A 24,597-nucleotide genomic window follows, 5' to 3' on the forward strand; every position below is an offset into this window, starting at 1 on the left:
CGTCTACGAGTTGGAGGAGAAACACCGTGCCTCGCCTGAACACAGCACAGCCCCGGGGAACGGCAGCAACCAGCGCGTTCGCCCGCCGTACCGCAGTCGTCACCGGGGCCGCCGGGTTCATCGGCTCGCACTTGTGCGAGCGACTGCTGGACCTGGGCGCCAAGGTGGTCGGCGTCGACAACCTGCTGACCGGCCGCCTTGAGAACCTTTCGAGCCTCCGCTCGTCGGAGGGGTTCGGCTTTCAGACCGACGACGTGAGCCGGCCGTTCGCCGTGGCCGGGCCGGTGGACTTCGTCTTCCACCTGGCCTCGCCCGCGTCGCCCCTCGACTACGCCCGCCACCCGCTGGCCACCTTGAAGGTCGGCGCGATGGGCACGCTCAACACCCTGGAGCTGGCCGAGGTCAAGCGTGCCCGGTTCCTGCTCGCGTCGACCTCCGAGGTGTACGGCGACCCGCTCGTGCACCCGCAGCCGGAGCGGTACTGGGGCAACGTGAACCCGGTCGGGCCCCGGAGCGTGTACGACGAGGCCAAGCGGTACGCCGAGGCGCTGACCTCGTGCTTCCAGCGCTCGGGCGACGCCAGCGCTCGGATCGTGCGGATCTTCAACACGTACGGGCCGAGGATGCGCGCCGACGACGGGCGCGCGGTGCCCGCCTTCATCCGGCAGGCACTGACCGGCGAGCCGATCACCGTGGCCGGCGACGGCAGTCAGACCCGTTCCCTGTGCTTCGTGGCCGACACCATCGAGGGCCTCCTCGCCGCCGCCACTGCGGAGCACACCGACCCGGTGAACCTGGGCAACCCGCACGAGATCACCATGCTCCAGCTCGCCGAGGAGATCAGGGCGCTCACCGACTCCTCGTCCACGATCATGTTCGTCCCGCTGCCCGCCGACGACCCGAAGCGCCGCTGCCCCGACATCGCCTCGGCCCGTGCCCACCTCGGCTGGGAGCCCACCACCCACCTGCGCGACGGCCTGCGACAGACCCTCGACTGGGCTGAGCAGCACTTCCCCCGCGAGGCCGCTGCCGCCGCTACCCGAAGGAGTGCCCCGTGAACACCGACTCCCGCCCGCTGCCCGCACTCGTCTGCGGGGTCGACGACGGCTACGCCCGCCCGCTGCGGACGCTGATGCAGTCGATCGCCTCCGCCCATCCCGGCGCCGTCGAGGAGCTTCGCCTGATCGTCCTCGACCAGCAGATCAGCGAGGCCAACCGGGAGGCGATCCTGCGGGACGCCGACCGGATGGGCCTGCGGACCGAGCTGCGGCCGGCGCCCACGACCGACCCGCGCTACCCGGTCTCCGATTGGGTGAGCGGCGCGGTGTACGTGCGCCTGGCGATCCCGGAGGTCATCCCCGACGAGCGGCGGGTCCTGTACCTGGACGCCGACACCCTGGTGCTCGGGGACCTGCGGCCGCTGCTGCGGCAGTCCCTCGACGGTCGCCCGGTCGGCGCCGTTCGAGACCCGCAGAACCCGGTCCTCGGCCGCGGCATCCAACTGCCGGGCTGGGACCAGCTCGGAGTCCCGTACGGCCGGGACTACTTCAACAGCGGCGTCATGCTCATGGACCTCGACCGGTGCCAGCAGCTCGGCGTCTTCGAGCGGTCGAGGCAGTTCTTGTCCGAGCACCCGGACAAGGTCCGGTTCTGGGACCAGGACGCGCTGAACTGGGCCGTCGACGACAACTGGCACCGTCTGGAACGGCGTTGGAACACCTTCGCCATGTCCCCGCAGGCCGCCCAGCCCGGGTTCGTCCACTACGCCGAGGAGGACAGCCCACTCGCCCAGCTCCTGGAGGACGAGAAGACGGCCGCCCTGGTGCACTTCGCCGGGCCCGCCAAGCCCTGGCAGGACGACTACCCGGAGTGCCAGCTCCGGGGCACCTACCGGCTGTTCCACGACTTCATCGGCTCGGGAGGAGTCGAGTGAGCGCGCGGAAGCCGTTCTGGCGGCAGCCGTCCTGGTGGATCGCCGCCGCCGTCGCCGCGCGCAATGCGAACGGTCTGCGGCACGTCCGCCGGACGCTGGCCTGGGCCGACCAGCCCGCCACGGTCTCGGAGGCGGAGCCGATGGTGCTGCACGTCGTCATCCCGGTGCTGCGCGAGCAGCAGCACATCGCCGGTGCCCTGGCGTGGTTCGTGCCGCTCCTGCGCGACCTTCCGGGCTCGACGCTGACCCTGGTGTCCACGGCACGCGAGGACCGCGAACGCGAACACCTCTCCGCCCGACTTGCGGGAGCGACGAAGGCCGACCTCACGGTGGAGCGCTTCCCGCAGCTGACCGGCGAGGAACTGACCGCTCTCGCTGAAGCCTTGGCCGCGACCGGAGAGCGTGCGCTCACTGCGGTAACGGCTGCCGAGGCTCTTTCGGCCTTCCCCACGACGGCGGACGTCATCGTGGACGAGATCGCGTGCATCCGGGGGCAGGCGGTGCGGCACGTCCACTACGAGGGCGACGGCCGGAAGGCCGGCCAGGTGAACGCCGCCGTCGACCAGCTCGCGGCCGACTCCAGGGAGGAGCACATCGCCGTCTACGACGTGGACTCCCGGCCGAGCCGCGAACTGCTCCTGCGAACCGCCGAGTTCCTGGCCCGCGGCCGGGTGGAGGACGGCGAGCTGCCCCGCGTCGTCCAGCAATCCGCTCGCTTCGCCACCCAGGCCGCCGCCGACACCTGGTGGGAACGGAGCCTGTGCCGGGGCGCCGCGCGAGCCCAGACCCTGTGGACCCTCCGCCGCGAGATCCCCAACCTCCGCCGGTACGCCGGCTCCGCCCGCCGAGCGCGGAGCCGGCGGGGCCTGGCCCAGACCGTTGGCCACGGCCTGCTCGTTCGCGCCGACGTCTTCCGGGAGGTCGGCGGCCTGCCCACCTTCACCGTGCTCGACGATGTCGCCTTCGGCTACCGGCTCACCCTGGGCGGAATCCCGGTCGACAGCCCTCCCCTTCACCACCACGGTGCCGGCGGCCGAGCACCTGCCTGAGCTGCTGTCCCAGAGCGGTCGCTGGTTCCAGAGCTACCTCGACTACCCACAGTGCGCCGCCCGCTGGCACGCCCAGGGCCACGGCAGCCGCCTCGACCACGCGGCGGCCCTCGCCATCGGCACCTACCGGGGCATGGCCTGGCTGCTGGTCTCGCCCGCGATGGCCGCCTGCCTGGCTCTCGCGCTCGGCCCGCGCACGCGCCTGCCCGTTCGGGCCACGGCTGCTGCCGCGCTCTGGACAGCCACCGTCGCGCCGGTCCGCCAGCTGGCCAAGGCCGAGGGTCGGCCGCTGACCGTACGGGAGACCGCCGTACAGAGCGCGGAGACGCTAGCTGGCCTGCTGCTCAAGAGCATCGGCCCACTGACCGCCCTCGGCCGCTGGGCCGTCACCGGCACCAGACGCACGGCCCTCGCCCCCAAGAGCAACCGCCGCGCGGCCCCACCCACCACCTCGGACATGGAGACACCGTGATCCTCGGCATCGAGGGCGTGAGCTGCGTCGGCAAGACCACGCTGGCCGCCGCACTCGCCACCCACCTCGGCGAGCCCGCCGTCATCCCCTGCTACTACCACGCCAGCCCCGACCCCTCCCGGCTGCCGAAGCCCGAACCCTTCACCGCCGAGCACCAGTTGGCCAACATCGCCCAGTTCCTCGATGTCGAAGACCTCCGGCTCGCCCGAACGCTGCTGGCCCTCGCTGAGGGGCGGGATGTGATCCTCGACCGCACCGTGGACACCCTCCTCGCCCACGCTCACGCGGTCGGCTGGATGCACGACTTCGACTGCGATGCCCAGGCCCAACACGCCGTCACCAGCCGGGCCGTGGCGATGCCCGACCTGACCATCGTCCTCACCGCCGATCCGGATGTGCTCGCCCGCCGTGCCCGCCTGCGCAAGGGCATGCCGACGATCTTCTACGACCGCCACTTCAGCGAGCACTTCAACGCGTACTTCGACCAGCCGCTCGCCCCGGCCGTCGTGCGGCTCGACACCACCACCGGCTCGCCCGAGGAGCTCACCGCACGCGCCCTCGACCACATCCGCCGCCACCAGGCCGACAAGCACCCGCTGCGGGAGGCATCGTGAAGGCCGCCTTGGTCGGCTGCGGCGCCATCGCCAGCCGCTGGATCCGCTCCCTGCTCGCGGACCGCCGCATCGAGATCGTCGTCCTCGTCGACCCCGATCACCAGGCGGCACAGGCACTCGCGGACCGGTACGAGCTGAGCCCCGCGTTCTCTGCGACGCTCGAGGACGCGCTCGCCCTGGCCCCGATCGATGTAGTCGTCAACCTCACCCCGCCCGACCATCACTACCCCGTCAGCCGCGAGGCCCTCTCCCACGGACTCCACGTCCTGACCGAGAAGCCCCTGACCCTGAACCTGCCCGACGCGCTCGACCTCGTCCACCTCGCGCAGGAACGCGGCCTGCTGCTGGCCGTCATGCAGAACCGAGGCGCCGACCCCGGCTTCCTCGCCTTCCGCGACATGACCCGTCACGGCGGCTTACCGCCCTTCACCATCACCGCCGACACCCTCGTCACCCTCCCCGGCCCCGGCTTCCGCAGCAGCCAGCACCTGCCCGTCACTACCGACCTCGCCGTCCACGCCTTCGACCAGGTTCGCGCCCTGATCACCGCACCGCCGACCGAGATCGCCTGCATCGAGACGCCGACCGGGTTCCTCGCCCCGCACAGCTCGATCGCCGTGATCACCGTGCACTTCGCGGACGGCTCGCTGTTCACCTACCGGGGCGGGTACATCGTGGACCCGTTCCTGCGAACCAACGCCAACGGCGAGTGGCGCGTGGAGGCACGAGGCTTCGCCGCCCGATGGGCACCGGACCCCGCCGCCAATCCGGGGCTGGCCGAGGCCGGACCGCCGGCCTACCAGCGGTGCATCGCCGCCATGGTGGACGCCCTCCACCAGCCCGGCCCCGTTCCCGTACCCGCTATCGACAACCTCGGCTCCATCGCCCTGCTGGACGCCGCCCTGCAGTCCGCCGCCAGTCGCCGTCCCGCCCCGGTGCCGGAGGTCCCCGATGCCCGCCCGTGACACCACCATCGCCCGACCCCACCCGCTGCTGCTCGACGCGCTCACCGCAGCCGGATTCGACAGCACCGACGCGCAGTTCACCCCGCTGAGGTCCGGAACGGACAGCCTCCCCTTCGCCGCCACCACCCACGACGGCAACGAACTGGTCGTCAAAGTCCGCAGAGCCGGAAGCCGCTCGCGCTACCCGACCGCCGCCTGGGCCTCGGTCCGAATGAGGGAAGCGGGCATCCCGGCTGCCCAGATCCTCTGGCACAGCATCGAAGCGTGCGTCGAGACCCGCTGCCTGGGCCGCCCGATCGAAGCGGAGCCGCCGAGGCCGGAGGACCTGGACGCCGCCACCCGAGCCGGTGAGATCCTCCGCCGCCTGCACACCATCGAGGTCAGCAGCTTCGGCCAGCTCGACGGACACGGCATCGGCCAACACACCACCGTCCAGGGCTGGCTCCTCGCCCTACCCTCCCGCACCACACCGAACCTCGACGGCCTTGACCTGCCGGGGCTCCTGAACCGCACCCGCTTCGTCCTCGAAGCCGGAGCCAACCACCTCCCGACCACGGCGCCCAAGCTCCTACACGGCGACTGGGTCGGACGCCACCTCTTCACCGACGACCGGCAGATCACCGGAGTCGTCGACCTGGAGAGCGTCCGAGGCGGCGACCCGCTGGCCGAACTCGCCGGCTGGTCCCTGCGCGAACCCGCCCCGATGACCGAGGCCCTCCTCGCCGGCTACTTCGACGGCCCGTTCCCCGCCGACAGCCTGCTGCCGCTCGTCCTGTTCCGCCTGCGTATCGCGGTCTCGCTCCTGCACTTCCACGCTGCCTGCGACGACCGGAGCATGCTCCGGCTGCGAGCCGAGCAGCTCCAGGCGGACCTCGACGACCTCGACCACGGCGAACTCACCGCCGTCCCGCGCATCGCCCCCGACTGCCGCTCCACCGAACGGCGACGCCCGTAACCCGCTCGGCCCGGAAGGACACCATGAACAACCCCAAGGTCACCCTCCCGTTTCCCCGCGAGCCCAAGTACGGACAGGCCGAGAAGAACGCCGTCCTCAAGCTCCTCGACGACGGGCACCTCTCCGAGGTCAATCGAGGCCCGGCCACCAACGCCCTCGAAGCCGCCTTCGCCCGCCTCACCGGCACCCGCCACGCGCTCTCGTTCAACTCCGGCACCGCCTCCCTGCACGCCGCGCTCCACGCGGTCGGCGCCAACCCCGAAGCCGGCGTCGCCGTATCGCCGATGACCTGGATCTCCGCCACCACCGCGGTCTTCCAGGCGGGCAGCTACCCCGTCTTCTGCGACATCGAGCCGGACAGCCCCAACATCGCCACCGCTGCGGTCGCGCGGGTCGCCGACACGTGCTCCGCCGTCCTCGCCACCCACACCTGGGGCATCCCCGCCCGCATGGACCAGCTCGCTAAGGCCACCGACCTGCCGATCGTCGAGGACTGCTCGCACGCCCACGGCGCCGTCTACCAAGGCCGGGCAGTCGGCTCCTGGGGTGCCGCCGGATGCTTCAGCCTCCAGGAGTCCAAGTCCGTCTCCGGCGGCGAAGGCGGCGTCCTCACGACCTCCGACCGCGAGATCTACGAGCGTGCCCTCACCCTCGGCCACCACCCCGTCCGGCTCGCCGCCGAGCTCACCCTCCCCGAGCTGAAGCCGTTGGCCGACACCGGAGCCGCGTACAAGTACCGGATGCCCGCCCTCTCCGCCGTCATCGCCCGCAGGCAGCTCCGCTCACTGCCCGACCGGATGCTCGCCGCCGAACAGAACCTGGCCACCCTCCGCAAGGCTCTGGAGGAGTACGACGCGCCCGTCGCCTGGCCCGCGATCGGCGAACTCTCCGTGCGTGGCTGGTACGGCACCCCGCTGACGATCAACACCCGCGTGCCCGATCCGAAGACGCTCCACGAGCGGTGCCGGGCCGCCGGGATCCCCCTCCGCTCCCAGTACGAGGACTGGACCCAGACGCCGCTTCTCCAACGTCCCGACCTGGTCGCCCGCTACTGGCCCCACCTTGCCGACAGCCCCTACCGGCCGCCGACCAGGGACGCGCTGCCGAACTACTACAGGGCCCGGCGCCAGATGATCGTCCTCAAGGTGCCGCAGATCCCAGCCCCGGACTACATGGAACAGGTCGCCGAAGCCCTCGCCACCGTCCTGGCCCGCACGGTACTCACGGCATAGCCGCGAACGCCTCCTGCACGTCCTCGCGCCGCTCGCTCCACCAGGCCAGGAAACGCTCGGCGGGCAGGAACAGGTGGTCGCACGAGTGGTCGTCACGGTCGTAGTGGAAGACCAACTGCCAGTAGTCCGACATGCGCTTCCACCACAGCCGCTCCACCGCGTCCGCCAGCGCCGGCACGGGGAGCGGCACCACCGACCGGTAGCCAGCCACGAACGCGGAGGTCCGCTCCAAGTCGAGGAAGCCGTCCTCACCGCCGAACTGCACCGTGGCGGTGCGGGCGACTTCCTCGCCGAACGGCCGGACCCGGATCCGGTCCCAGTCGATCACCCCAGCGATCACGCCGTCCCGCCACAGCACGTTCCGGTGCTGCACATCACCGTGCGTCCACCCCACCGGGCCGACCGCCACCTCGCCGACCGGATGCTCGCTCCCGTACTTCTCCAGCAGCAACTTGCGCTCGGCCAAGGCCGCCGTCGCTTCGGTGTCGAACGCGGTCCGGTTCTCCAGCCCCGCGATCACGGCGAGGAAGCGGTCCGCCTCCTGGTGAGCCGCAGCGGGCGTGGTCCCCGAGACAGTCACCTGCTCCGGCGCCTGCGGCAGCAGGCCGGCCAGCCGCTCACCGTTCAAGCTCCGGTGGATCCGACCAAGCAGAACACCGAGGTCACGGGCCTGCCCAATTGAGAGGGCCGTACCCGGCAGATGGCTACCCTCCGTCCACGGGATCACGCAGTACCCGCGGTCGGCGACCTCGACCACCGCATCCCCAGCCCCGGAAAGCCGTGCCCTGCCCACCGGCAGGCCGTCATCGGCCAGCGCCGACAGCACAGCAAGGTTCCGACGCGCCAAGGGCAACGGCACATCCATGATCCGCTTCAACGCGAACGAGCCTTCAGCCGTGTTCAGCCGCCAGTTCCCGTTCATCAAGCCATCCGACAGGAAGCGGCACTCCTGCACGTCGCCCAGCCCGAAGGCCTCGTCGAGAACCGGCAGATCTGCGGTGATCTCGCCGTATCGGGCGTTGCTCGTCGCTTCCGTCACCCCACGCAGGCTAGCGGAGCAGGGATGCGAACGCGGCCGGTTCGAGCAACAGCACCCCCGGTTGTTCGCTCGACGGGATGTGATCAAAACCGCTGCGGCAAAAGGACCTTGGTGTGGCGGATGACGTGGTACGTTCCGTGGTCCAACCGAAAATAGGCGACCCCGGCAGCGCGCCAACGCTCCGGGGTCCGGCAACAGGAGTGCAACCTCCCTATGCGCGTCCATCGTACCGAACACGTACGTAGGTTCACCGTGCTGCCCAACGGGCTACTGCAGGACCGGCGGCTGTCCTACACCGCCCGCGGTCTGCTCGCGGACCTCCTCTCCCGGCCTGACGGCTGGCGCGAGGACGGCCGGCACATGGCCGACTCCAGCCCGCAGGGGCGCGGGGCGATCCGCAAGGCTCTGAAGGAACTGACCGAGGCCGGATACTACCAGGTCGAGAAGATCCGCATGCCGGACGGGACGATCCGCACCGAGACCCACGTCTACGACACCCCGCAGTCGGCGGTGCCGGGTGTCCCCCGTCCGGTCTCCGGTGAGGCGAGCACCGGCCGTGCTGGCGTCCCTCTTGTAAAGAACCGGTACCAAGAACCCTCCCACCCCGCCGAGCAGGCCGACAAGCGATCGGCCACCAGCAGTGAGATCGCCGACCGGTCTGAAGGGCGGGAGGAGGGCCACACCATCGCCCAGGAGCCTCGAGCCATGCCGGATGAACAGGTCCGCGAGGCGGTGGCGACGCTGTTCCGGGTGATCCGCCCGGAGCCGCGCCTGCGGCTCGGCGAGGCCGAGGCCACCGAGCTGGCGCCACTCGTCGCCCAGTGGCTGGAGCGCGGCAGTACCGCCGCCGAGCTGTCCCAGGCCCTGCTGCCCGGCCTGCCCGTGCCCCTGCACTCCCCGGTCGGCGTGCTCCGCAGCCGCCTGCAGCGCAAGATGCCGCCCGTCCAGGCCCGACAGCAGCCCGTGAAGCCTCGATACGCCGAATGCGCCAAGTGCCATGACCCAGTCCCGCAGCCGGGCATCTGTGCCGCGTGTGCAGGCTTGTGCGGGCGAAGGCCCCAGGTCGATGATGGGGCGGTCGTGGCCACCAATGGAGCCGCGCGGGTCCGGGAAGCCATGCTCGCCGCCAGGCTGGCGTTGAGCGCCGCGTAGCTCGCTGTTGCAGGTGCCAGGTAGGTGGTTGATGTTGCGAATTCAGACGCCAATTCTCCCGGCGCCTCCTATGCTCCCGCTATGACAACCCGGTCCCGCAGCGTGTGGCAACAGATGCCCGCGAAAGAACGACACGCCATCAGTACATCCGTTGGTAACGCAGGTCTCCCTACCAGAGCACTGGCTCTGTATGCCCGATGGTGGCAGCTTGAGACCTGGCTGCGGTCGTTGCTCTATGTCGAACTCAGAGCTGCTCATGGCGTGGACTGGGCTTCGCACATCGGCCAGGGGGCTCTGTCTCGTCAGGAAAAAGACAAGCTTCGGACCTACATGGCCAGTCCAGACTGGGATGACCCGCTGGCTTATCTCGATGTGGGCAAGCTATTCCCCCTCCTGGATAGTTCCTGGGACTTGGTGGGACCCAGTCTGTTTGAACAGTCCGCCTTTCAGGGGCGAGTGAACGAACTCTTGGCGATCAGAAACAGAATTGGACATCTTCGACGCCCTCACGCTGATGACCTGAGTCGACTCGAACAAACATTGCGGGATCTGGAGAAGGGGGCGTTTGAGGCGCTGGCGTCCTACAATCGCGAAGCATACGTCGACGAGGACCTTCAAGACCCAGTAGTTGATTCGTGGGTCGTTGGTAACCATCGGACGGCTCGGCGTCTCATCAATCATGCGCAGAGTCAGTACGACACGGATATTCGGGTAACGTACACCAGACGCCCATGGGCTGGGCCGCTTGATTCTGGAGATCCAATTAGTGGATCGCCTGGTTACCTGTGGAGAGTTGACTTCGTTATGCGCGGTCGCTACCTGGACGTCCCAGCCCTTTGGCGTGACTCCTACCTGGACCGTTATGCGCGCAAACTGCTGGTCCATCTTATCGTGCGCCATGCGAGTGGCGTTTCCGTCGTTTTCCCGGCCGTTGACAATTCGGCGGAGATTTCGGATGCCATTGGCGACGTCTTCGACGCGGTTCTGACCAATTCGTCGACCTTCCCTGCAGGAGTGTCGCTGAACAGCGACGATCTCGCTCGCGTTCCGCCGCTTGACCCCCGGGTCCAGATGGGCACTGGCTGGACGATCGTTGACGACACAACTGTGCCGATTTCCATTTTCGCCGCGTAGCACCTGTGCGGCGTAGAAGTGCCAGGAACAGTGATGAGGTAGATCGTGCTCTCGGTGCTAACCCGCCTGGACCGATCTGATGGCCGAGTGCCAGGGCAAGTCTCGCGGGAGTGGACCGGGCCGGCCACCAGAATGCCTCGTGCAGGGCACATCCGGGGCACATGAGGGTCAAAAGTGCCGCTGACCAGTGCGAATTGCTGAAGGTAGTTTCGCCTGGTCAGCGGCACTTTTGTGGCCGAACCCGCAGGTCACGGGCTTGCGGGGGTCAAAAGATCCTCGAGTGGCAGGACGGCGCCTTGTTGCGGGCAGCGTCCTGACACGGCGAACCGGTGACGACGGACTGATACGACGGACTGATACGACGAACGCCGGGGGTGCGGACCGTGGTCCGCACCCCCGGCGTTCGCCCGGGTGCAGGGGTCAGCTGTGCGCGCCGGCCTTGCGGCGGCGCAGGACGAACACGGTGCCGGCGCCGGCCGCCAGGACGGCGGCGCCGCCGAGGGCGATCGGCAGGGTGTTGGAGTCGGCACCGGTCTCGGCCAGGTGCGGGCCCGCCGACGGCGAGGCGGAGGCCGAACCGTGGCCGGCGGCCGCGGGGGTGCTGCTGGCGCCACCGGCCTCGGCGACCCGGAACTTGCCCTCGAAGGGGTTGTAGAACTGGGTGCAGGCGTTCGGCTTGTCGTTGGCCGGAGTGGGCACCTTGTCGTTGTCGAACGCGTCGGAGCCGGCGTCGTAGTTGGCGCCGTAGTTCCCGACCGGGGCCTTGGCGGTGGCGGCGATCCGGACCTGGTAGGTGATCTTCTCGCCCTTGGCCAGCTTGATGTCCGGCGACTGGAGGTCGCGGTCGTCGAGCTTTGCGGGCTTCCAGCCGGAGCCGGTGTTCAGCTGCACGTCGAAGAACTCGGTGCTCCACTGGACGGGGTAGTCCCCGTCGAACTCGTCGGTGACGTAGAGCGAGTTGTGGACGACGGGCAGATCGACGCCGCTGTTGTTCTGCCAGGTCACGCTCAGCTCGGCGGCCGGTCCGCCCTTGACCAGGGTGGTGCCGTACAGGCCGGAGCCGGTGACCTTGAGCAGCGGGCTCTGGTAGACGCCGCCGTGGCATCGCATGCTGTTGGTCGGGGTCGGCATCGGCAGGGTGGACGGCCGGTTGGTGGGGGTGGCCGTCGCGGTGTGGCTGGGGGTGGTGCTCGGAGTCGCCGTGGCGGGGGCGCTCGGGGTGGTGCTCGGGGCCGGGGTGCTCGGCGCGGGGGCGCTCGGGGTGGCCGTGGTGGAGGTGGGGGGCGGGGAGGAGGGGACTCCGACCGCGCTCGCGCTGACGGCGCCGACCGTGGTGCCGAAGGAGAGCGCCATCAGCGCGGACGCGGCCAGAAGGCGAGAAGAGCGCACGTTGAGAAGCTCCAGATTGGGATAAATGGGGTTGATTTCGGGCGACTTGAGGCCTCCGGCAGGGCCGTCGGCGCTGGTCGCGCCCGCGAACCCTACCGGTTGCGGATGGCTGGTTTCGATCGGATTTGGCGCTAAGTGATCGATGCTGCCCAGCACGCCTGTTCGGCCACCGGTTGCCGGGGTGGCCGGAGGGCCGGACGATGGCCGCATGAAGCACCAGATGCGAGCCGAGTACGGGGCCGGGGGTGCGACCGGCGGGGTGCGGTTGTGGCACATGGTCCGGGGGGTGGAGAGCGTGGCGATGTGCGGCCGGGAGCTCGACCCGGGCGCGCAGGTGCGGGAGCCGGTGGACTGGGGCAAGACACCGGAACTGTGCTGCCACACCTGCGGGGCGTACTACCTGCGCGAGACGCCGTACCTGTCGGCCGAACACCAGTAGTGCGGCTAGTGCGTCAACGGGTGGTCTACCGTGATCGGCATGGAGCAACCCCTCGCCCGGCCACGGTCGTTGACCCGTGAGGCCGCCGGGCTGCGGTCCGGCGCACCGGGCCTGTCCGAGCACGTCGACCGGTTCTGCGGGCTGGTCGAGCGGGTGGATCCGCTGATCCACGCGTTCGTCCCGGAGCCGGGGCGGCACGAGCGGCTGCGCGCGCAGGCGCGGGCGCTGGCCGCGCGGTACCCCGAGCCGGCCGGGCGTCCGCCGCTGTACGGGGTGACGGTGGGGGTCAAGGACATCGTGCACGTGGACGGGCTGCCCACGCACGGCGGTTCGGCGCTGCCGCCGGGAGTCCTGGCGGGGCCGCAGGCCGTGGTGGTGGACCGGCTGCGGGCGGCCGGGGCGCTGGTCGCCGGCAAGACGGTGACCGCCGAGTTCGCGGCGAGCGCGCCGGGACCGACCCGCAACCCGCACCATCCCGGGCACACCCCGGGCGGCTCCAGCAGCGGGTCGGCGGCGGCGGTCGCGGCGGGGCTGGTGCCGCTGGCGGTCGGCACCCAGACGGTGGGATCGGTGATCCGGCCCGCCGCGTACTGCGGGGTGGTGGGCTTCCGGCCCACGTACGGGCGGATCCCGACGGCCGGGGTGATCCCGAACGCGCCGAGCTTCGACACCCTGGGGGTGTTCACGGCCGACCTGGCCGGGGCGGCCCTGGCGGCCGCACTGCTCTGCGACGACTGGCGCGGCGACGACTGGCGGGGCGGGCCGGCGGCCGGGGGCCGGCCGGTGCTCGGGGTCCCGGACGGCGCGTACCTGGAGCGGGCCGAGCCGGCGGCGCTGCGCGCCTTCGAGGAGAGCCTGGAGCGCCTGGCGCAGGCCGGCCTGACGGTGCGCCGGGTGCCGCTGTTCCCGGACTTCGCCGGGATCACCCGGCAGTTGCAGACGATCAACCGCTTCGAGCTGGCCCGCGGCCACGCCGACTGGTTCGCCCGGTTCGGCGGCCTGTACCGGCCGGAGACGGCGGCGAGCATCCGGGTCGGCCAGGGCGTCGCGGCAGAGGACCGGGCGGCCGCGCTCCAGGCCCGGGAGCGGTTGCGCGAGCGGGTCGCCCGGGCGACCGCCGAGGCCGGAGTGGACCTGTGGCTGGCGCCGTCGGCGACCGGCGGGGCGCCGGAGGGCCTGCACACCACCGGGGACCCGGTGATGTCGCTGCCGTGGAGCTACCTGGGCCTGCCCGCGCTGAGCCTGCCGGCCGGGCGGACGGCGGAGGGGTTGCCGCTGGGCCTCCAGGTGGTCGGCGCGGCGGGCGGCGACGAGCGGCTGCTGGCCCAGGCGGCTTTCCTGGAAGGGGCGCTGGGCGGAAAAGCCTAGGAGCCTGCTAGGCGAGCGCCGGGTCGGCCGGGTCGGTGGCCTCGGCGCGCAGCAGGCGCAGCAGGAGGCGGCCGGCCCGCTGGTAGGGGGTGTCCTCGTCGTGCAGCACGGCCTGGGAGTTGGCCGTCTCCAGGAGGGCGATCAGGGCGAAGGCGAGGTCGTCGAGGTCGGTGCCGGGCCGCAGGCCGCCGGTGGCGCGGGCCTCGGCGAGGGCGTCGGCGATCACCTGGCGCCACTCGCGGGCGCAGTCGGCGAGGGCGTCCCGGACGGCGCCGGGGCGGGCGTCGAACTCGGCGGTGACCTCGTAGAAGAAGCAGCCGCCGGGGAAGACCCGGGCCCGGGAGTAGGCGAGCCAGCTCTCGCAGAGGGCGCGGGCCCGGGCGAGGCCGGGCGGGGTGTCGGCGACCGGGGCGACGACGGCGTCGGCGAAGATGCGGCGGGCGGCGCGGACGGTGGCGAGCTGGAGCTCCTCCTTGGAGCCGAAGCCGGCGAACACGCCGCTCTTGCTGAGCCCGAGGTCGGTGGCGAGGCGACCGATGGAGAGCGCGCCGAGGCCTTCGACGGAGGCGATCGCGACGGCGCGGTGCAGCACCGCCCGGCGGGTCTCCTCACCGCGCAGGACCCGTCCGTCCGTGGTCGATCCGGCCATCGGCCACCTCAGTTCTCGTCGTCGCCGTCGCCGTCGCGGTGCGTGCCGCCAGGGTAGCCCGGGGGTGGGCGGCGGACTCCTCGCCCATAAAACTGCACGAACGATCGTGCTAATATCCGAGCCCAGCACGGCCCCCGCACCCCGGCACGCCCGTCCGCACCGACAGGGAGACCGCATGGACCCGGCCCTCGCACTGGTTCGCACCGCCCTCAACACCACCTCGCACCTGGCGCCCCGGCTGGCCGGCCGCGCCGCGTACGAGCTGTTCCAGCGTCCGCTGCGGCGCAGCGCCGTCCGCCCCGCCGAGCGGGAGACCCACCGGCAGGCCACCGTCGAGCGGATCACCGTGAACGGCAAGGACGTCGTCGTCTACCGCTGGGGCGACGGCACCCGGCCGGTGCTGCTGATGCACGGCTGGCGCTCCCGCGCCTCGCGCTTCGCCCCCTACGTGCCCCGGCTGCGCGCGCTCGGGCTGAGCCCGGTCGCCTTCGACGCGCCGGGCCACGGCGACTCCGGCGGCCGGGCCACCACGGTGCTGGAGTACCGCGCCATCGCCGGGCAACTCCAGGACGGCTACGGCGGGTTCGAGGCGATCGTGGCGCACTCGCTCGGCGTGGCCGGGGCGTTCCTGGCGCTGCGCGAGGGAGTCCGGGCCGGGCGGCTGGTCGCGCTCGCCGGGGTCAGCGAATTCGCCTACCTGCCGGGCGCGTTCTGCGCCGGGCTCGGCCTCGGCCCGGTGATCGAGCGGGACCTGCGGCACCGGATCGAGCACGAGCTGTTCGCCGGCACCGAGGACCCGTGGCGGCGCTTCGACGCCGCGCACCGGCCCGAGGAGGTGTCGCCGCCGATCCTGGTGGCGCACGACGAGGGCGACGACGTGGTCGGAATATCGCACGCGCGGCGCCTGAAAGCCGCGTACGGTGACCGGCTGGAACTACTGGTCACCCGAGGGCTCGGCCACCGCCGGATCGTCGCCGAGCCCACCGTCATCGACAACGCGATCGGCTTCCTGTCGGCCGGTCAGGAGGTCAGCGCCGCATGAGCCGTGCCGGAGAGCTCGTCGAACTGCACGCCCGGTCCCTGGAGTTGGCCGCCGAAGTGGTGGACGGCCTGCGGTCGGACCAGCTGGAGCTGCCGAGCCCGTGCGCGGGCTGGACGCTGCGCCGGCTGATGGAGCACATCGTCGGCCAGCACCAGGGCTTCGCCGCGGCCGCCCGCGGCGCCGGGCCCGACCTCGCGCTCTGGGCCGACGCCCCGGTCGGCGACGACCCGGCGGGCGCCTTCCGCCGCACGGGCGCCGAGCTCACCGAGGCGTTCCGCGAGGCCGTGGCGGCCGGGCGCGAGGTCTGGCTGCCGGAGATCCAGCACGGCGGCCCCTTCCCGCTGGCGCACGCGGTCGGCTTCCACCTGCTCGACACCCTGGTGCACGGCTGGGACGTCGCGGCCGCGCTCGGTGTCCAGGCCCCGTTCACCGCCGTCGTGGACGGAGACGAGGCGCTGGCGGCGACCCTGCTGGCGGTCGCCGGGGCCGTCCCGGCCGCGCCGGAGAACCGGGTGCCGGGCAAGGCGTTCGCGCCGCGCCTCGAACCGGGTGCGGCGGGCGGCCGGTTCGACCGCGCGCTGGCCCTGCTCGGGCGTGACCCGGCCTGGAAGGCCTGAAGCTTTCGGGTGCGGGCGGGCGCCGGCCTGGCGTCAGGCGTGCCGGCCGCCGCGCTGTTCGTCGGGGAAGCGCGGCCCGCCGATCAGGAAGAGCAGCGCGGCGGTCGGAAAGCCGGTCGAGGCGGCCACTAGCACGATGAACTCCCAGAACATCTCCTGCTCCTCGTCAGTCCCGGGCCGCCCGGACACCCGAAGGTGATCCCAAACCTGACAGGCCCTGATTGGCCGAATTGTCCGGTCGCTATTCGACGGTATGACCGGATTGCCCCGGCTGCCACCGGGCGGCGGGGACCGGCCCGCGCCACACCGGCGCAGGGGTCTGGGCGCGGGCCGGGGGCGGCGGCCACACTGTCGGGATGCAGCTACAGCTCGCAGGGGAAGCACGGCGGCCGGACCGCGAGAGCGAGGACTTCGCGGCGGCCTCGCCGGAGGCGCTGGTACTGCTGGACGGTGCGAGTTCGCCGGCCGGCCTGGAGTCCGGGTGCCGGCACGGAACCGCCTGGTACGTCCGCCGGTTGGGCGTGCACCTGCTCGCCCGGCTCACCGACCGGGTGGACCGCTCGATCGCCGAGTGCCTGGCCGACGCCATCGTGGAGACGGCCGCGCTGCACGGCGGCCGCTGCGACCTGGGCCACCCCAACACCCCCGCGGCCATGGTGGTGGCGGCCCGCCGGCACGGCGAGTCGCTGGAGTACCTGGTGCTCGGCGACTCGCTGCTGGTGCTGGAGTACAAGGACGGACCGCCGAAGGTGATCGGGGACAACCAGCGCTTCCCCGCTGGGGAGGAACTGCGCCGGCAGGTCTGGGCGACCGTCCCCGGCTCGGCCGAGCGGGCCGCGCTGCACCTGGAGTACGCGCTGGCCGTCCGGTCCGCCCGCAACCGGGGCAACGGTCCGTGGATCGCCGCGGCCAGCCCGAAGGCGGCCGGGCACGCGGAGACCGGCTTCGTCCGGCTGGAGCGGCTGCACGCGCTGGCCGCGCTCACCGACGGCGCCTCGCGCTTCACCGAGCGCTTCGGGCTGGGGAGTTGGGCGGACGTGCTGCGGCTGCTCGCCGAGTCCGGTCCGGGCGAACTGATCGCGCAGGTCCGCGAGGTCGAGCGGGCGGACGCCGCCTGCGAGCGCTGGCCGCGAGGCAAGGCGCACGACGACGCCTCGGCCGTCTACGCGCTGCTGTAGCGCGTAGACGGCAGAGGCGTCGGGGGCGGTGCGGTCACCGAGCTGGTGCCGTCACCGAGGGCGGTGCGGCCGCCCGGGATGGTGCCGTCAGTCGATCGGGTGGCCGAACCGGCCGGACTGGAAGTCCCGCATGGCCTGCTCCAGTTCGCGGTGGCTGTTCATCACGAACGGCCCGTACCAGGCGACCGGTTCGCGGATCGGCTGCCCGCCGAGCAGGATCACGTCCAGGTTGGGGTGGCGGGAGTCCTGTTTGGTGTCGGCGGTGATGGTGATGGTGTCGCCCTCGCCGAACACGGCCGCCTGCCCGGTGTGGACCGGGCGGCCCTCGGCGCCGACGGTGCCGTCGCCGTTGAGGACGTAGGCGAGCGCGTTGAAGTCCGGCCGCCACGGCAGGGTGACCTGCGCGCCCGGGGTGATGCTGGCGTGCAGCAGGGTTATCGGCGTGTGGGTGACGCCCGGGCCCCGGTGGCCGTCCAGCTCGCCCGCGATCAGCCGCAGGACCGCGCCGCCGTCCGGGGTGGAGAGCAGCTTGACGTGGCCGCCGTGGATGTCCTGGTAGCGCGGGGCGGCCATCTTGTCGGAGGCCGGGAGGTTGACCCACAGCTGGATGCCGTGGAACAGGCCGCCGGTGGCCACCAGCGACTCCGGCGGGGTCTCGATGTGCAGGATGCCCGAGCCGGCCGTCATCCACTGGGTGTCGCCGCCGCCGAGGTGGCCGCCGCCGCCGTGCGAGTCCTTGTGGACGAACTCGCCGTCGATCAGGTAGGTGACCGTCTCGAAGCCGCGGTGCGGGTGCCAGGGCGTGCCCTTGGGCTCGCCGGCGGCGTACTCCACCTCGCCCATCTGGTCCATCATGATGAACGGGTCGAGGTACTTGGTGTTGATCTTGGCGAAGGCGCGGCGGACCGGGAAGCCCTCGCCTTCGAAGCCCTCGGGTGCGGTCGCGACGGTGAGGACCGGCCGGGCGCTGGTGGCGGCGGGGTCAGGGGTGGCGACGCGCGGCAGGGTCAGCGGGTTGTCGACGGTCACGGCTGGCATGTCGGCCTCCTTCGGGGGGTTCCTCTGGCCTACGTCCACGAGGTTAGTTCAATTCTCAACAACAAGCAAGTTGAAAGTTGAACCATATGGTGACGAAGGAGCGCGGGGCTCCTCCTCCAGGATGGGTCAGCCGTACATGCGGCGCATGGTGAAGTCGACCATCTGCTCGACCGCCTTGGCGTCGAACACCATCCGGTGCTCGCCCTCCATGTCCAGCGCGAAGCCGTAGCCGGTCGGCAGCAGGTCCAGGACCTCGGCGCCGGTGACGGTGAAGTGCTTGGAGTCCTTGCCGGCGTAGCGGCGCAGCTCCTTCAGCGAGCTGAACATCGGGATCACCGGCGTCGGCGTGTTGTGCAGCGCCAGGAAGCCGGGCCGCTCGCCGCGCGGGCAGTGCACCTTCGAGGTGATGAAGATGGCCTGGAAGTCCTCGACCGCCATCGAGCCCGTGGTGAACGCCCGGACGGCGTCCGCCAGCGACGGCGGGGAGGGCTCGGGGTAGAGGGACTGCTGGGACGCCTGCGACTGCGCGCCGTAGGCGTCGGGGCCGGGCATGCCGTTCATGCCCGGCTGCGGACCCGCCTGCTGCTGGTAGGGGTCGCCCGGGTATGCGTTCTGGTCATATCCGTACACACGGACAGGCTATCGGGAGCGCACCCGCCCGTGCGGGCGTCGATCCTGACAAGGACTGGTCGTCCCGACTTGTGGGACGTGACCACGTTCATAGCGGATTCACCGCCAGGGGCTTGCCCAAGTTACCGCTGGGTAGCATCATGATGCGTACTGGTGGGTACGGGGCGCCCGAACGCGGCGGTCTCCCGGAAGCGACGAACCGGAGAAAACGGCCATGGGTCACTACAAGTCCAACCTGCGGGACGTGGAGTTCAACCTCTTCGAGGTGTTCGGTCGCGAGCAGGTCTACGGCTCCGGACCGTTCGCGGACATGGACGTCGAGACCGCGAAGAACATCCTGAGCGAGATCTCGCGCCTCGCCGAGAACGACCTCGCCGCGTCCTTCACCGACACCGACCGCAACCCGCCGGTCTTCGACCCCGAGACCAACACCGCGCCGGTCCCGGCCGCCTTCAGGAAGAGCTACCAGACCTACATGGACGCCGAGTGGTGGCGTCTGGGCATCCCGGAGGCGATCGGCGGCCAGGTCACCCCGTCCTCCCTGATCTGGGCCTACGCCGAGCAGGTCCTGGGCTCCAACCCGGCCATCTGGATGTACTCCTCCGGCCCCGCCTTCGCGGGCGTCGTCCACGACGAGGGCACCGAGGAGCAGAAGAAGGTCGCCCAGCGGATGACCGACCGCCTCTGGGGCGCCACCATGGTCCTCACCGAGCCCGACGCGGGCTCGGACGTGGGCGCCGGCCGCACCAAGGCGATCAAGCAGGAGGACGGCTCCTGGCACATCGAGGGCGTGAAGCGCTTCATCACCTCGGGCGAGCACGACATGTCCGAGAACATCATCCACCTGGTGCTGGCCCGCCCCGAGGGCGGCAAGCCCGGCACCAAGGGCCTGGGCCTGTACATCGTCCCCAAGTTCGACTTCGACTGGGAGACGGGCGAGCTGGGCGAGCGCAACGGCGCCTACGCCACCAACGTCGAGCACAAGATGGGCCTCAAGGCCTCGAACACCTGCGAGATGACCTTCGGCGCCAAGCACCCGGCCAAGGGCTGGCTGCTCGGCGAGAAGGTCGACGGCATCCGCCAGATGTTCAAGATCATCGAGTTCGCCCGGATGATGGTCGGCACGAAGGCCATCGCCACCCTCTCCACCGGCTACCTGAACGCCCTGGAGTACGCCAAGGAGCGCGTGCAGGGCGCCGACATCTCGCAGTTCCTGGACAAGACCGCCCCGCGCGTCACCATCACCCACCACCCGGACGTGCGCCGCTCGCTGCTCACCCAGAAGGCCTACGCCGAGGGCATGCGCGCGCTGGTCCTGTTCACCGCGTCCGTCCAGGACGACATGGTGGCCGCCGGCCTGCGCGGCGAGCGCGACGAGGCCGCCGAGCGCCTCAACGACCTGCTGCTGCCGATCGTCAAGGGCTACGGCTCCGAGAAGTCCTACGAGCAGCTCGCCCAGTCCCTGCAGACCTTCGGTGGCTCCGGCTACCTGCAGGAGTACCCGATCGAGCAGTACATCCGGGACGCCAAGATCGACACCCTCTACGAGGGCACCACCGCGATCCAGGGCCAGGACTTCTTCTTCCGCAAGATCGTCAAGGACGGCGGCCAGGCGCTCACCGCGCTGTCCGAGCAGATCCAGAAGTTCCTCGGCGCGGCCGAGGGCGGCGACGCCCTGGCCGCCGAGCGCGAGCTGCTCGCCAAGGCCGTCGGCGACCTGGACGCCATCGTGGGCAAGCTGCTGGCCGACCTCACCTCGGTCGAGCAGGACGTCAAGAACATGTACAAGGTGGGCCTCAACACCACCCGCCTGCTGCTCGTCTCCGGCGACGTCGTCGTCGGCTGGCTGCTGCTGCGTCAGGCCGCGGTGGCGCTGGCCAAGCTGGAGGCCGGCGCCTCGGAGAAGGACGTCCCGTTCTACCAGGGCAAGGTCGCGGCGGCCCGCTTCTTCGCCAAGAACGTCCTGCCGACCGTCGCCCCGCAGCGGCTGATCGCCGAGGGCATCGACAACGAGATCATGGACCTGGCGGAGGAGGCCTTCTGAGGCCCTCGCCCCACCCGTCACCCGCCGCGGTGCCCCCAGGGGCGCCGCGAGGGGCGTGACACCTCTCCGACCGCCTGACAGCACCCTCACGTCGAAGGGCCCGGCTCCCGCCGGGCCCTTCGGCGTTGCGGCCCGTCCGCCCCGCACCCGTCGCCGAGTTCGCCCGTTTCGCACCCGTTGTTCGGGGGCCTCAGGCGCCGGGCCGGGCATGGCGATGACCGTCCGCGACCGGCGCGGATCTCTGGGTGTACGGAGTTCGGCACGGCGTCACTTCACGGTTGTGTCCTCGTTCTGCATCCGTTGGGAGGTTCCGAATTCCCTGTCCGTGTACGGGCATATGCTCAAGGTGCGAAGCCGACTCCCCATCCGGCTTCAGCCCTCCCTCGACTCAGGAGCAGTATGTCGACCGCCGCCGCCCGCCAGGCATTCTTCGACCGGACGCACAGCGACGATCTGATCGCGTTCCTCGGCACCTCGCCGTCCCCGTACCACGCGGTCGCGAGCGCCGCCGAGCGGCTGGAGAAGGCAGGCTTCCGGCAGGTCGCCGAGACCGACGTCTGGGACGGCGCCGCCGGCGGCCGTTACCTGATCCGGGGCGGCGCCCTGATCGCCTGGTACCTGCCGGAGAGCGCCCGCCCCGAGACCCCGTTCCGGGTGGTCGGTACCCACACCGACTCGCCGAACCTGCGGGTCAAGCCGGTGCCGGACACCGGCTCGGCCGGCTGGCGCCAGGTCGCCGTGGAGATCTACGGCGGTGTCCCGCTGAACACCTGGCTGGACCGTGACCTCGGGCTCTCCGGCCGCCTCGCGCTGAAGGACGGCAGCTCGCGGCTCGTCCAGCTGGACGAGCCGCTGCTGCGGGTGCCGCAGCTCGCGATCCACCTGGACCGCCAGGTCAACGACGGCATGAAGCTCGACAAGCAGCGCCACCTCACCCCGATCTGGGGCCTCGGCCCGGTCGACGAGGGCTCGCTGATCTCGTACGTCGCCGAGCGTGCGGGCGTGGACGCCGCCGACGTGGCCGGCTGGGACCTGATGACGCACGACGTCCAGCCGGCCGCCTACCTGGGTCGCGACCGCGAGCTGCTGGCCGGCCCGCGCCTGGACAACCTGCTGTCCGTCCACGCCGCCACCGCCGCGCTGGCCGCCGTCGCCTCCGCCGAGGGCGCCGCCGACCTGCCGTACATCCCGGTGCTGGCCGCCTTCGACCACGAGGAGACCGGCAGCGAGTCGGACACCGGCGCGCAGAGCCCGCTGCTCGGCAACGTCCTCGACCGCACCGTCCACGCGCGCGGCGGCACCCCGGAGGACCGCGCCCGGGCGCTGGCCGGGACGATCTGCCTCTCCTCGGACATGGGCCACGCCGTCCACCCGAACTACGCCGAGCGGCACGAGCCGGGCCACCACCCGCTGCCGAACGGCGGGCCGATCCTCAAGGTCAACGTCAACAACCGCTACGCGACCGACGGCGTCGGCCGGGCGGTGTTCGCGGCCGCCTGCGAGAAGGCCGGCGTGCCGTGGCAGTCCTTCGTGTCCAACAACGCGATGCCCTGCGGCACCACCATCGGCCCGATCACCGCGGCGCGCCTCGGCATCAAGACGGTGGACTGCGGCATCGCGGCGCTGTCCATGCACTCGGCGCGCGAACTGTGCGGCGCCGAGGACCCGTACCTGCTGGCCAGCGCGATCAAGGCGTTCCTGGAGGGCTGATCCCCCCTCAACTGCGAAGGGGCCCGGCGGAGTACGCTCCGCCGGGCCCCTTCCGCGCCGGACGGGCTACTCCAGGCCGGCGAGCACCAGCGGCAGCCGGCGCGCGCCGTCGGCGACCAGCTTCACCGGCACGCCCCAGTCCTGCTGGTGCACGTGGCAGGCCGGGAACTCGATCTCCGGATCGTCGTCGCAGGACGCGGCCATCGCCGAGACGTGCAGCACGCCCTCGGCGACCTCCTCGGAGAGGACCAGCTCGCGCGACAGGTCGCTGTCCGCGCCCGCTCCGGAGACCAGCAGCTCGGGCGGGGTCGCGCTGACCAGCAGCCGGGTGGACGGGCCGTACCGCTCGTCCAGCTTCTGGCCGCTCGGCGCCGAGAACACCACGTCCAGCCGGAGCGCGCCCGGCGCGACCTCGGTGGCCGCCCGCCGGGTGCGGTGCGCGACCGACTCGACCCGCACCGCCTCCTCCGGCAGCCGCAGCCTGGTCAGCCGGTGCCGGGCCGACTCGACGACCACGATGTCCCCGTCCACCAGGACCGCGCCGGACGGCTCGCGCAGGTCGGTGGCCAGCGTGGTGACCTCGCCGCTCGCCGGGTCGAAGCGGCGCAGCGCGTGGTTGTAGGTGTCGCTGATCGCCACCGAGCCGTCCGGCAGCACGGTGACGCCCAGCGGGTGCTGGAGCAGCGCCTGCGCGGCCGGGCCGTCCCGGTGGCCGAAGTCGAAGAGGCCGGTGCCGACGGCGGTGTGGACCGTCCCGGTTCCACGTGCCCCCTCCGATCGGCTGAGCCAACGGATCGAGGAGGTCTCCGAGTCGGCCACCCACAGCCGCTCGCCGTCCGCCGAGACCGCCAGACCGGACGGCTGGGCGAACCAGGCCTCACCGACGGGCCCGTCCACCAGGCCCTCGTTGGTGGTGCCGGCCGCGACGCCGACCGTGCCGGCGGCCGGGTCGTACGCCCACAGCTGGTGCACGCCGGCCATCGCGATCCACACCCGGCCGTCGAACCAGGCGACGTCCCACGGCGAGGAGAGGTCCACCTCGCGGGCCGGGCCCTCGGTCGCCGAACCCTGCCACCACTGGCGGCCGGTGCCCGCCAGCGTGGTCACGGAGCCGTCCGCCAGCCGCACCCCGCGCAGCGCGTGGTTGACGGTGTCGGCCACGATCACGTCGTAGTCCGAGCCCGCCGGCAGCAGCGCCAGCCCCTGCGGCTCGCTGAACCGGGGGCTGGTGCCGTCCACCAGGCCGCGCTGCCCGTCGCCGATCCGGCGGACCACCGTCTCGCCGTCCTCGGCCAGCTCCACCAGCGAGTGGTGGCCGGAGTCGGCGACCAGGAAGTGCCCGTCGGGCAGCCGGACCGCCTTGCCCGGGAACTTGAGGTCCCCCGCGGTCGGCTCCGGCGCCACGTACGGGCCGTCGCCGCGGCGCAGCGTGCCCTTCGCCGCGTGCTCGGCCTCCAACTCCTCCACCAGCCGCGCGATCGCGTGCGCGTGGCCCTCGCCCGCATGCTGGGCGACCACGTACCCCTCCGGGTCGATCACCACCAGCGTCGGCCAGGCCCGCACGGCGTACTGCTTCCACGTCGCCAGCGCCGGATCGTCCAGCACCGGGTGGTGCACCTCGTACCGGGCGACCGCGTCCACCACGGCCTGGTGGTCCGCCTCGTGCACGAACTTCGGCGAGTGCACCCCGACGATCACCACGGTGTCCCGGTGCTTCTCCTCCAACTCCCGCAGCTCGTCCAGGACGTGCAGACAGTTGATGCAGCAGAACGTCCAGAAGTCTAGTACGACACACTTACCTCGCAGGTCGGCAAGCTTGAGTTCCTTGCCGCCTGTGTTGAGCCATCCACCGGCGCCGACCAGCTCGGGGGCGCGGACACGTGCACGAGAAGCCATGCACACATCCAACCCCATCGGGTCGTGGAAGCATTCCGTACGGCCCATGGAG

At 71.5% G+C, this 24,597-nt stretch carries 23 protein-coding genes; 17 read left to right on the plus strand and 6 right to left on the minus strand.

The features are described 5' to 3' along the window. Positions 1–35 precede the first annotated feature (35 nt). Genes AB0O19_RS20245 through AB0O19_RS20280 form a run of 8 tightly spaced genes read left to right on the plus strand, consistent with a single transcriptional unit; the run spans position 36 to position 7,220 of the window. A complete protein-coding gene (locus tag AB0O19_RS20245) occupies positions 36–1,058 on the plus strand; it encodes a UDP-glucuronic acid decarboxylase family protein (RefSeq protein ID WP_363621299.1) in 1,023 nt (340 codons plus the stop codon). Continuing rightward, the gene (locus tag AB0O19_RS20250; protein WP_363621155.1) at positions 1,055–1,933 is read left to right on the plus strand and encodes a glycosyltransferase family 8 protein; all 879 of its coding nucleotides are present in this window, start codon (positions 1,055–1,057) and stop codon (positions 1,931–1,933) included. The genes AB0O19_RS20245 and AB0O19_RS20250 overlap by 4 nt, the downstream gene beginning before the upstream one ends. Continuing rightward, positions 1,930–2,982: a hypothetical protein gene (locus tag AB0O19_RS20255; RefSeq protein ID WP_363621157.1), complete on the plus strand. Its 1,053-nt coding sequence runs from the start codon at positions 1,930–1,932 to the stop codon at positions 2,980–2,982. Before AB0O19_RS20250 ends, AB0O19_RS20255 begins: the two co-directional genes overlap by 4 nt. After that, entirely contained in the window at positions 2,957–3,454 is a 498-nt protein-coding gene (locus tag AB0O19_RS20260) for a hypothetical protein (protein ID WP_363621159.1), read from the plus strand. Before AB0O19_RS20255 ends, AB0O19_RS20260 begins: the two co-directional genes overlap by 26 nt. After that, positions 3,451–4,068: a hypothetical protein gene (locus AB0O19_RS20265; protein ID WP_363621161.1), complete on the plus strand. Its 618-nt coding sequence runs from the start codon at positions 3,451–3,453 to the stop codon at positions 4,066–4,068. The genes AB0O19_RS20260 and AB0O19_RS20265 overlap by 4 nt, the downstream gene beginning before the upstream one ends. Next, positions 4,065–5,033: a Gfo/Idh/MocA family oxidoreductase gene (locus tag AB0O19_RS20270; RefSeq protein ID WP_363621163.1), complete on the plus strand. Its 969-nt coding sequence runs from the start codon at positions 4,065–4,067 to the stop codon at positions 5,031–5,033. Before AB0O19_RS20265 ends, AB0O19_RS20270 begins: the two co-directional genes overlap by 4 nt. Next, a complete protein-coding gene (locus AB0O19_RS20275; RefSeq protein WP_363621165.1) occupies positions 5,020–5,988 on the plus strand; it encodes an aminoglycoside phosphotransferase family protein in 969 nt (322 codons plus the stop codon). Before AB0O19_RS20270 ends, AB0O19_RS20275 begins: the two co-directional genes overlap by 14 nt. Before the next feature lie 23 nt (positions 5,989–6,011). Next, entirely contained in the window at positions 6,012–7,220 is a 1,209-nt protein-coding gene (locus AB0O19_RS20280; RefSeq protein WP_363621167.1) for a DegT/DnrJ/EryC1/StrS family aminotransferase, read from the plus strand. Here AB0O19_RS20280 and AB0O19_RS20285 read toward each other — a convergent pair. Further along, entirely contained in the window at positions 7,210–8,259 is a 1,050-nt protein-coding gene (locus AB0O19_RS20285; RefSeq protein WP_363621169.1) for a phosphotransferase, read from the minus strand. The two genes, AB0O19_RS20280 and AB0O19_RS20285, sit on opposite strands and share 11 nt — an antisense overlap. Before the next feature lie 213 nt (positions 8,260–8,472). Here AB0O19_RS20285 and AB0O19_RS20290 point away from each other — a divergent pair, with 213 nt between their 5' ends. Both AB0O19_RS20290 and AB0O19_RS20295 read left to right on the plus strand, forming a co-directional pair. Continuing rightward, positions 8,473–9,411 (plus strand): hypothetical protein, encoded by a 939-nt coding sequence (locus tag AB0O19_RS20290; RefSeq protein ID WP_363621171.1) that lies wholly within the window; start codon positions 8,473–8,475, stop codon positions 9,409–9,411. 228 nt (positions 9,412–9,639) lie between these two features. Next, entirely contained in the window at positions 9,640–10,545 is a 906-nt protein-coding gene (locus AB0O19_RS20295; RefSeq protein WP_363621173.1) for a hypothetical protein, read from the plus strand. Between the two features lie 420 nt (positions 10,546–10,965). Here AB0O19_RS20295 and AB0O19_RS20300 read toward each other — a convergent pair whose 3' ends face one another. After that, entirely contained in the window at positions 10,966–11,934 is a 969-nt protein-coding gene (locus AB0O19_RS20300; protein ID WP_363621175.1) for an LAETG motif-containing sortase-dependent surface protein, read from the minus strand. Between the two features lie 208 nt (positions 11,935–12,142). Between AB0O19_RS20300 and AB0O19_RS20305 the strand changes: the two genes are divergently transcribed. Beyond that, on the plus strand, positions 12,143–12,373 hold the full coding sequence (locus AB0O19_RS20305) for a hypothetical protein (RefSeq protein WP_363368038.1): 231 nt from the start codon (positions 12,143–12,145) through the stop codon (positions 12,371–12,373). Between the two features lie 39 nt (positions 12,374–12,412). Next, positions 12,413–13,741: an amidase gene (locus tag AB0O19_RS20310; RefSeq protein ID WP_363621177.1), complete on the plus strand. Its 1,329-nt coding sequence runs from the start codon at positions 12,413–12,415 to the stop codon at positions 13,739–13,741. A 7-nt stretch (positions 13,742–13,748) separates the two neighbouring features. Here the strand turns inward: AB0O19_RS20310 and AB0O19_RS20315 are convergent, their stop codons facing one another. Further along, complete coding sequence (locus AB0O19_RS20315) at positions 13,749–14,390, minus strand: TetR/AcrR family transcriptional regulator (protein WP_363581458.1); 642 nt, start codon at positions 14,388–14,390, stop codon at positions 13,749–13,751. A 175-nt stretch (positions 14,391–14,565) separates the two neighbouring features. Here AB0O19_RS20315 and AB0O19_RS20320 point away from each other — a divergent pair, with 175 nt between their 5' ends. The 3 genes from AB0O19_RS20320 (at position 14,566) to AB0O19_RS20330 (ending at position 17,227) form a co-directional block, all read left to right on the plus strand. After that, positions 14,566–15,432: an alpha/beta hydrolase gene (locus tag AB0O19_RS20320; protein WP_363621179.1), complete on the plus strand. Its 867-nt coding sequence runs from the start codon at positions 14,566–14,568 to the stop codon at positions 15,430–15,432. Further along, a complete protein-coding gene (locus AB0O19_RS20325; RefSeq protein WP_363581454.1) occupies positions 15,429–16,049 on the plus strand; it encodes a TIGR03086 family metal-binding protein in 621 nt (206 codons plus the stop codon). The genes AB0O19_RS20320 and AB0O19_RS20325 overlap by 4 nt, the downstream gene beginning before the upstream one ends. 356 nt (positions 16,050–16,405) lie before the next feature. Next, entirely contained in the window at positions 16,406–17,227 is an 822-nt protein-coding gene (locus tag AB0O19_RS20330) for an integrase (protein ID WP_363621181.1), read from the plus strand. 87 nt (positions 17,228–17,314) lie between these two features. On the opposite strand, the gene AB0O19_RS20335 is transcribed toward AB0O19_RS20330, so the two are convergent. Together AB0O19_RS20335 and AB0O19_RS20340 are read right to left on the minus strand one after the other, a co-directional pair. Continuing rightward, positions 17,315–18,265 carry a pirin family protein gene (locus tag AB0O19_RS20335; protein WP_363621183.1) on the minus strand — a complete coding sequence of 317 codons (951 nt, stop codon included), beginning with the start codon at positions 18,263–18,265 and terminating at the stop codon, positions 17,315–17,317. A gap of 126 nt (positions 18,266–18,391) precedes the next feature. After that, positions 18,392–18,826: an SseB family protein gene (locus tag AB0O19_RS20340; protein ID WP_107452894.1), complete on the minus strand. Its 435-nt coding sequence runs from the start codon at positions 18,824–18,826 to the stop codon at positions 18,392–18,394. A 283-nt stretch (positions 18,827–19,109) separates the two neighbouring features. On the opposite strand from AB0O19_RS20340, the gene AB0O19_RS20345 reads away from it, so the two are divergent. Together AB0O19_RS20345 and AB0O19_RS20350 are read left to right on the plus strand one after the other, a co-directional pair. Continuing rightward, entirely contained in the window at positions 19,110–20,939 is a 1,830-nt protein-coding gene (locus tag AB0O19_RS20345) for an acyl-CoA dehydrogenase (RefSeq protein ID WP_363621184.1), read from the plus strand. 399 nt (positions 20,940–21,338) lie between these two features. Then, the gene (locus AB0O19_RS20350) at positions 21,339–22,649 is read left to right on the plus strand and encodes a M18 family aminopeptidase (protein WP_063348358.1); all 1,311 of its coding nucleotides are present in this window, start codon (positions 21,339–21,341) and stop codon (positions 22,647–22,649) included. A gap of 66 nt (positions 22,650–22,715) precedes the next feature. Here the strand turns inward: AB0O19_RS20350 and AB0O19_RS20355 are convergent, their stop codons facing one another. After that, on the minus strand, positions 22,716–24,545 hold the full coding sequence (locus AB0O19_RS20355; protein WP_363621186.1) for an NHL domain-containing thioredoxin family protein: 1,830 nt from the start codon (positions 24,543–24,545) through the stop codon (positions 22,716–22,718). Positions 24,546–24,597 lie beyond the last annotated feature (52 nt).

This window comes from Kitasatospora sp. NPDC091276 (assembly GCF_040684355.1).
Classification (GTDB): Bacteria; Actinomycetota; Actinomycetes; order Streptomycetales; family Streptomycetaceae; genus Kitasatospora.

What these genes read in the sequence shown, in the direction of transcription:
- AB0O19_RS20290 (WP_363621171.1), top strand. Translation starts at nt 8,473, where the DNA reads ATGCGCGTCCATCGTACCGAACACGTACGTAGGTTCACCGTGCTGCCC.
- AB0O19_RS20355 (WP_363621186.1), bottom strand. Translation starts at nt 24,545, where the DNA reads ATGGCTTCTCGTGCACGTGTCCGCGCCCCCGAGCTGGTCGGCGCCGGT.
- AB0O19_RS20350 (WP_063348358.1), top strand. Translation starts at nt 21,339, where the DNA reads ATGTCGACCGCCGCCGCCCGCCAGGCATTCTTCGACCGGACGCACAGC.
- AB0O19_RS20335 (WP_363621183.1), bottom strand. Translation starts at nt 18,265, where the DNA reads ATGCCAGCCGTGACCGTCGACAACCCGCTGACCCTGCCGCGCGTCGCC.
- AB0O19_RS20275 (WP_363621165.1), top strand. Translation starts at nt 5,020, where the DNA reads ATGCCCGCCCGTGACACCACCATCGCCCGACCCCACCCGCTGCTGCTC.
- AB0O19_RS20340 (WP_107452894.1), bottom strand. Translation starts at nt 18,826, where the DNA reads ATGAACGGCATGCCCGGCCCCGACGCCTACGGCGCGCAGTCGCAGGCG.
- AB0O19_RS20305 (WP_363368038.1), top strand. Translation starts at nt 12,143, where the DNA reads ATGAAGCACCAGATGCGAGCCGAGTACGGGGCCGGGGGTGCGACCGGC.
- AB0O19_RS20280 (WP_363621167.1), top strand. Translation starts at nt 6,012, where the DNA reads ATGAACAACCCCAAGGTCACCCTCCCGTTTCCCCGCGAGCCCAAGTAC.
- AB0O19_RS20320 (WP_363621179.1), top strand. Translation starts at nt 14,566, where the DNA reads ATGGACCCGGCCCTCGCACTGGTTCGCACCGCCCTCAACACCACCTCG.
- AB0O19_RS20325 (WP_363581454.1), top strand. Translation starts at nt 15,429, where the DNA reads ATGAGCCGTGCCGGAGAGCTCGTCGAACTGCACGCCCGGTCCCTGGAG.
- AB0O19_RS20310 (WP_363621177.1), top strand. Translation starts at nt 12,413, where the DNA reads ATGGAGCAACCCCTCGCCCGGCCACGGTCGTTGACCCGTGAGGCCGCC.
- AB0O19_RS20330 (WP_363621181.1), top strand. Translation starts at nt 16,406, where the DNA reads ATGCAGCTACAGCTCGCAGGGGAAGCACGGCGGCCGGACCGCGAGAGC.
- AB0O19_RS20345 (WP_363621184.1), top strand. Translation starts at nt 19,110, where the DNA reads ATGGGTCACTACAAGTCCAACCTGCGGGACGTGGAGTTCAACCTCTTC.
- AB0O19_RS20315 (WP_363581458.1), bottom strand. Translation starts at nt 14,390, where the DNA reads ATGGCCGGATCGACCACGGACGGACGGGTCCTGCGCGGTGAGGAGACC.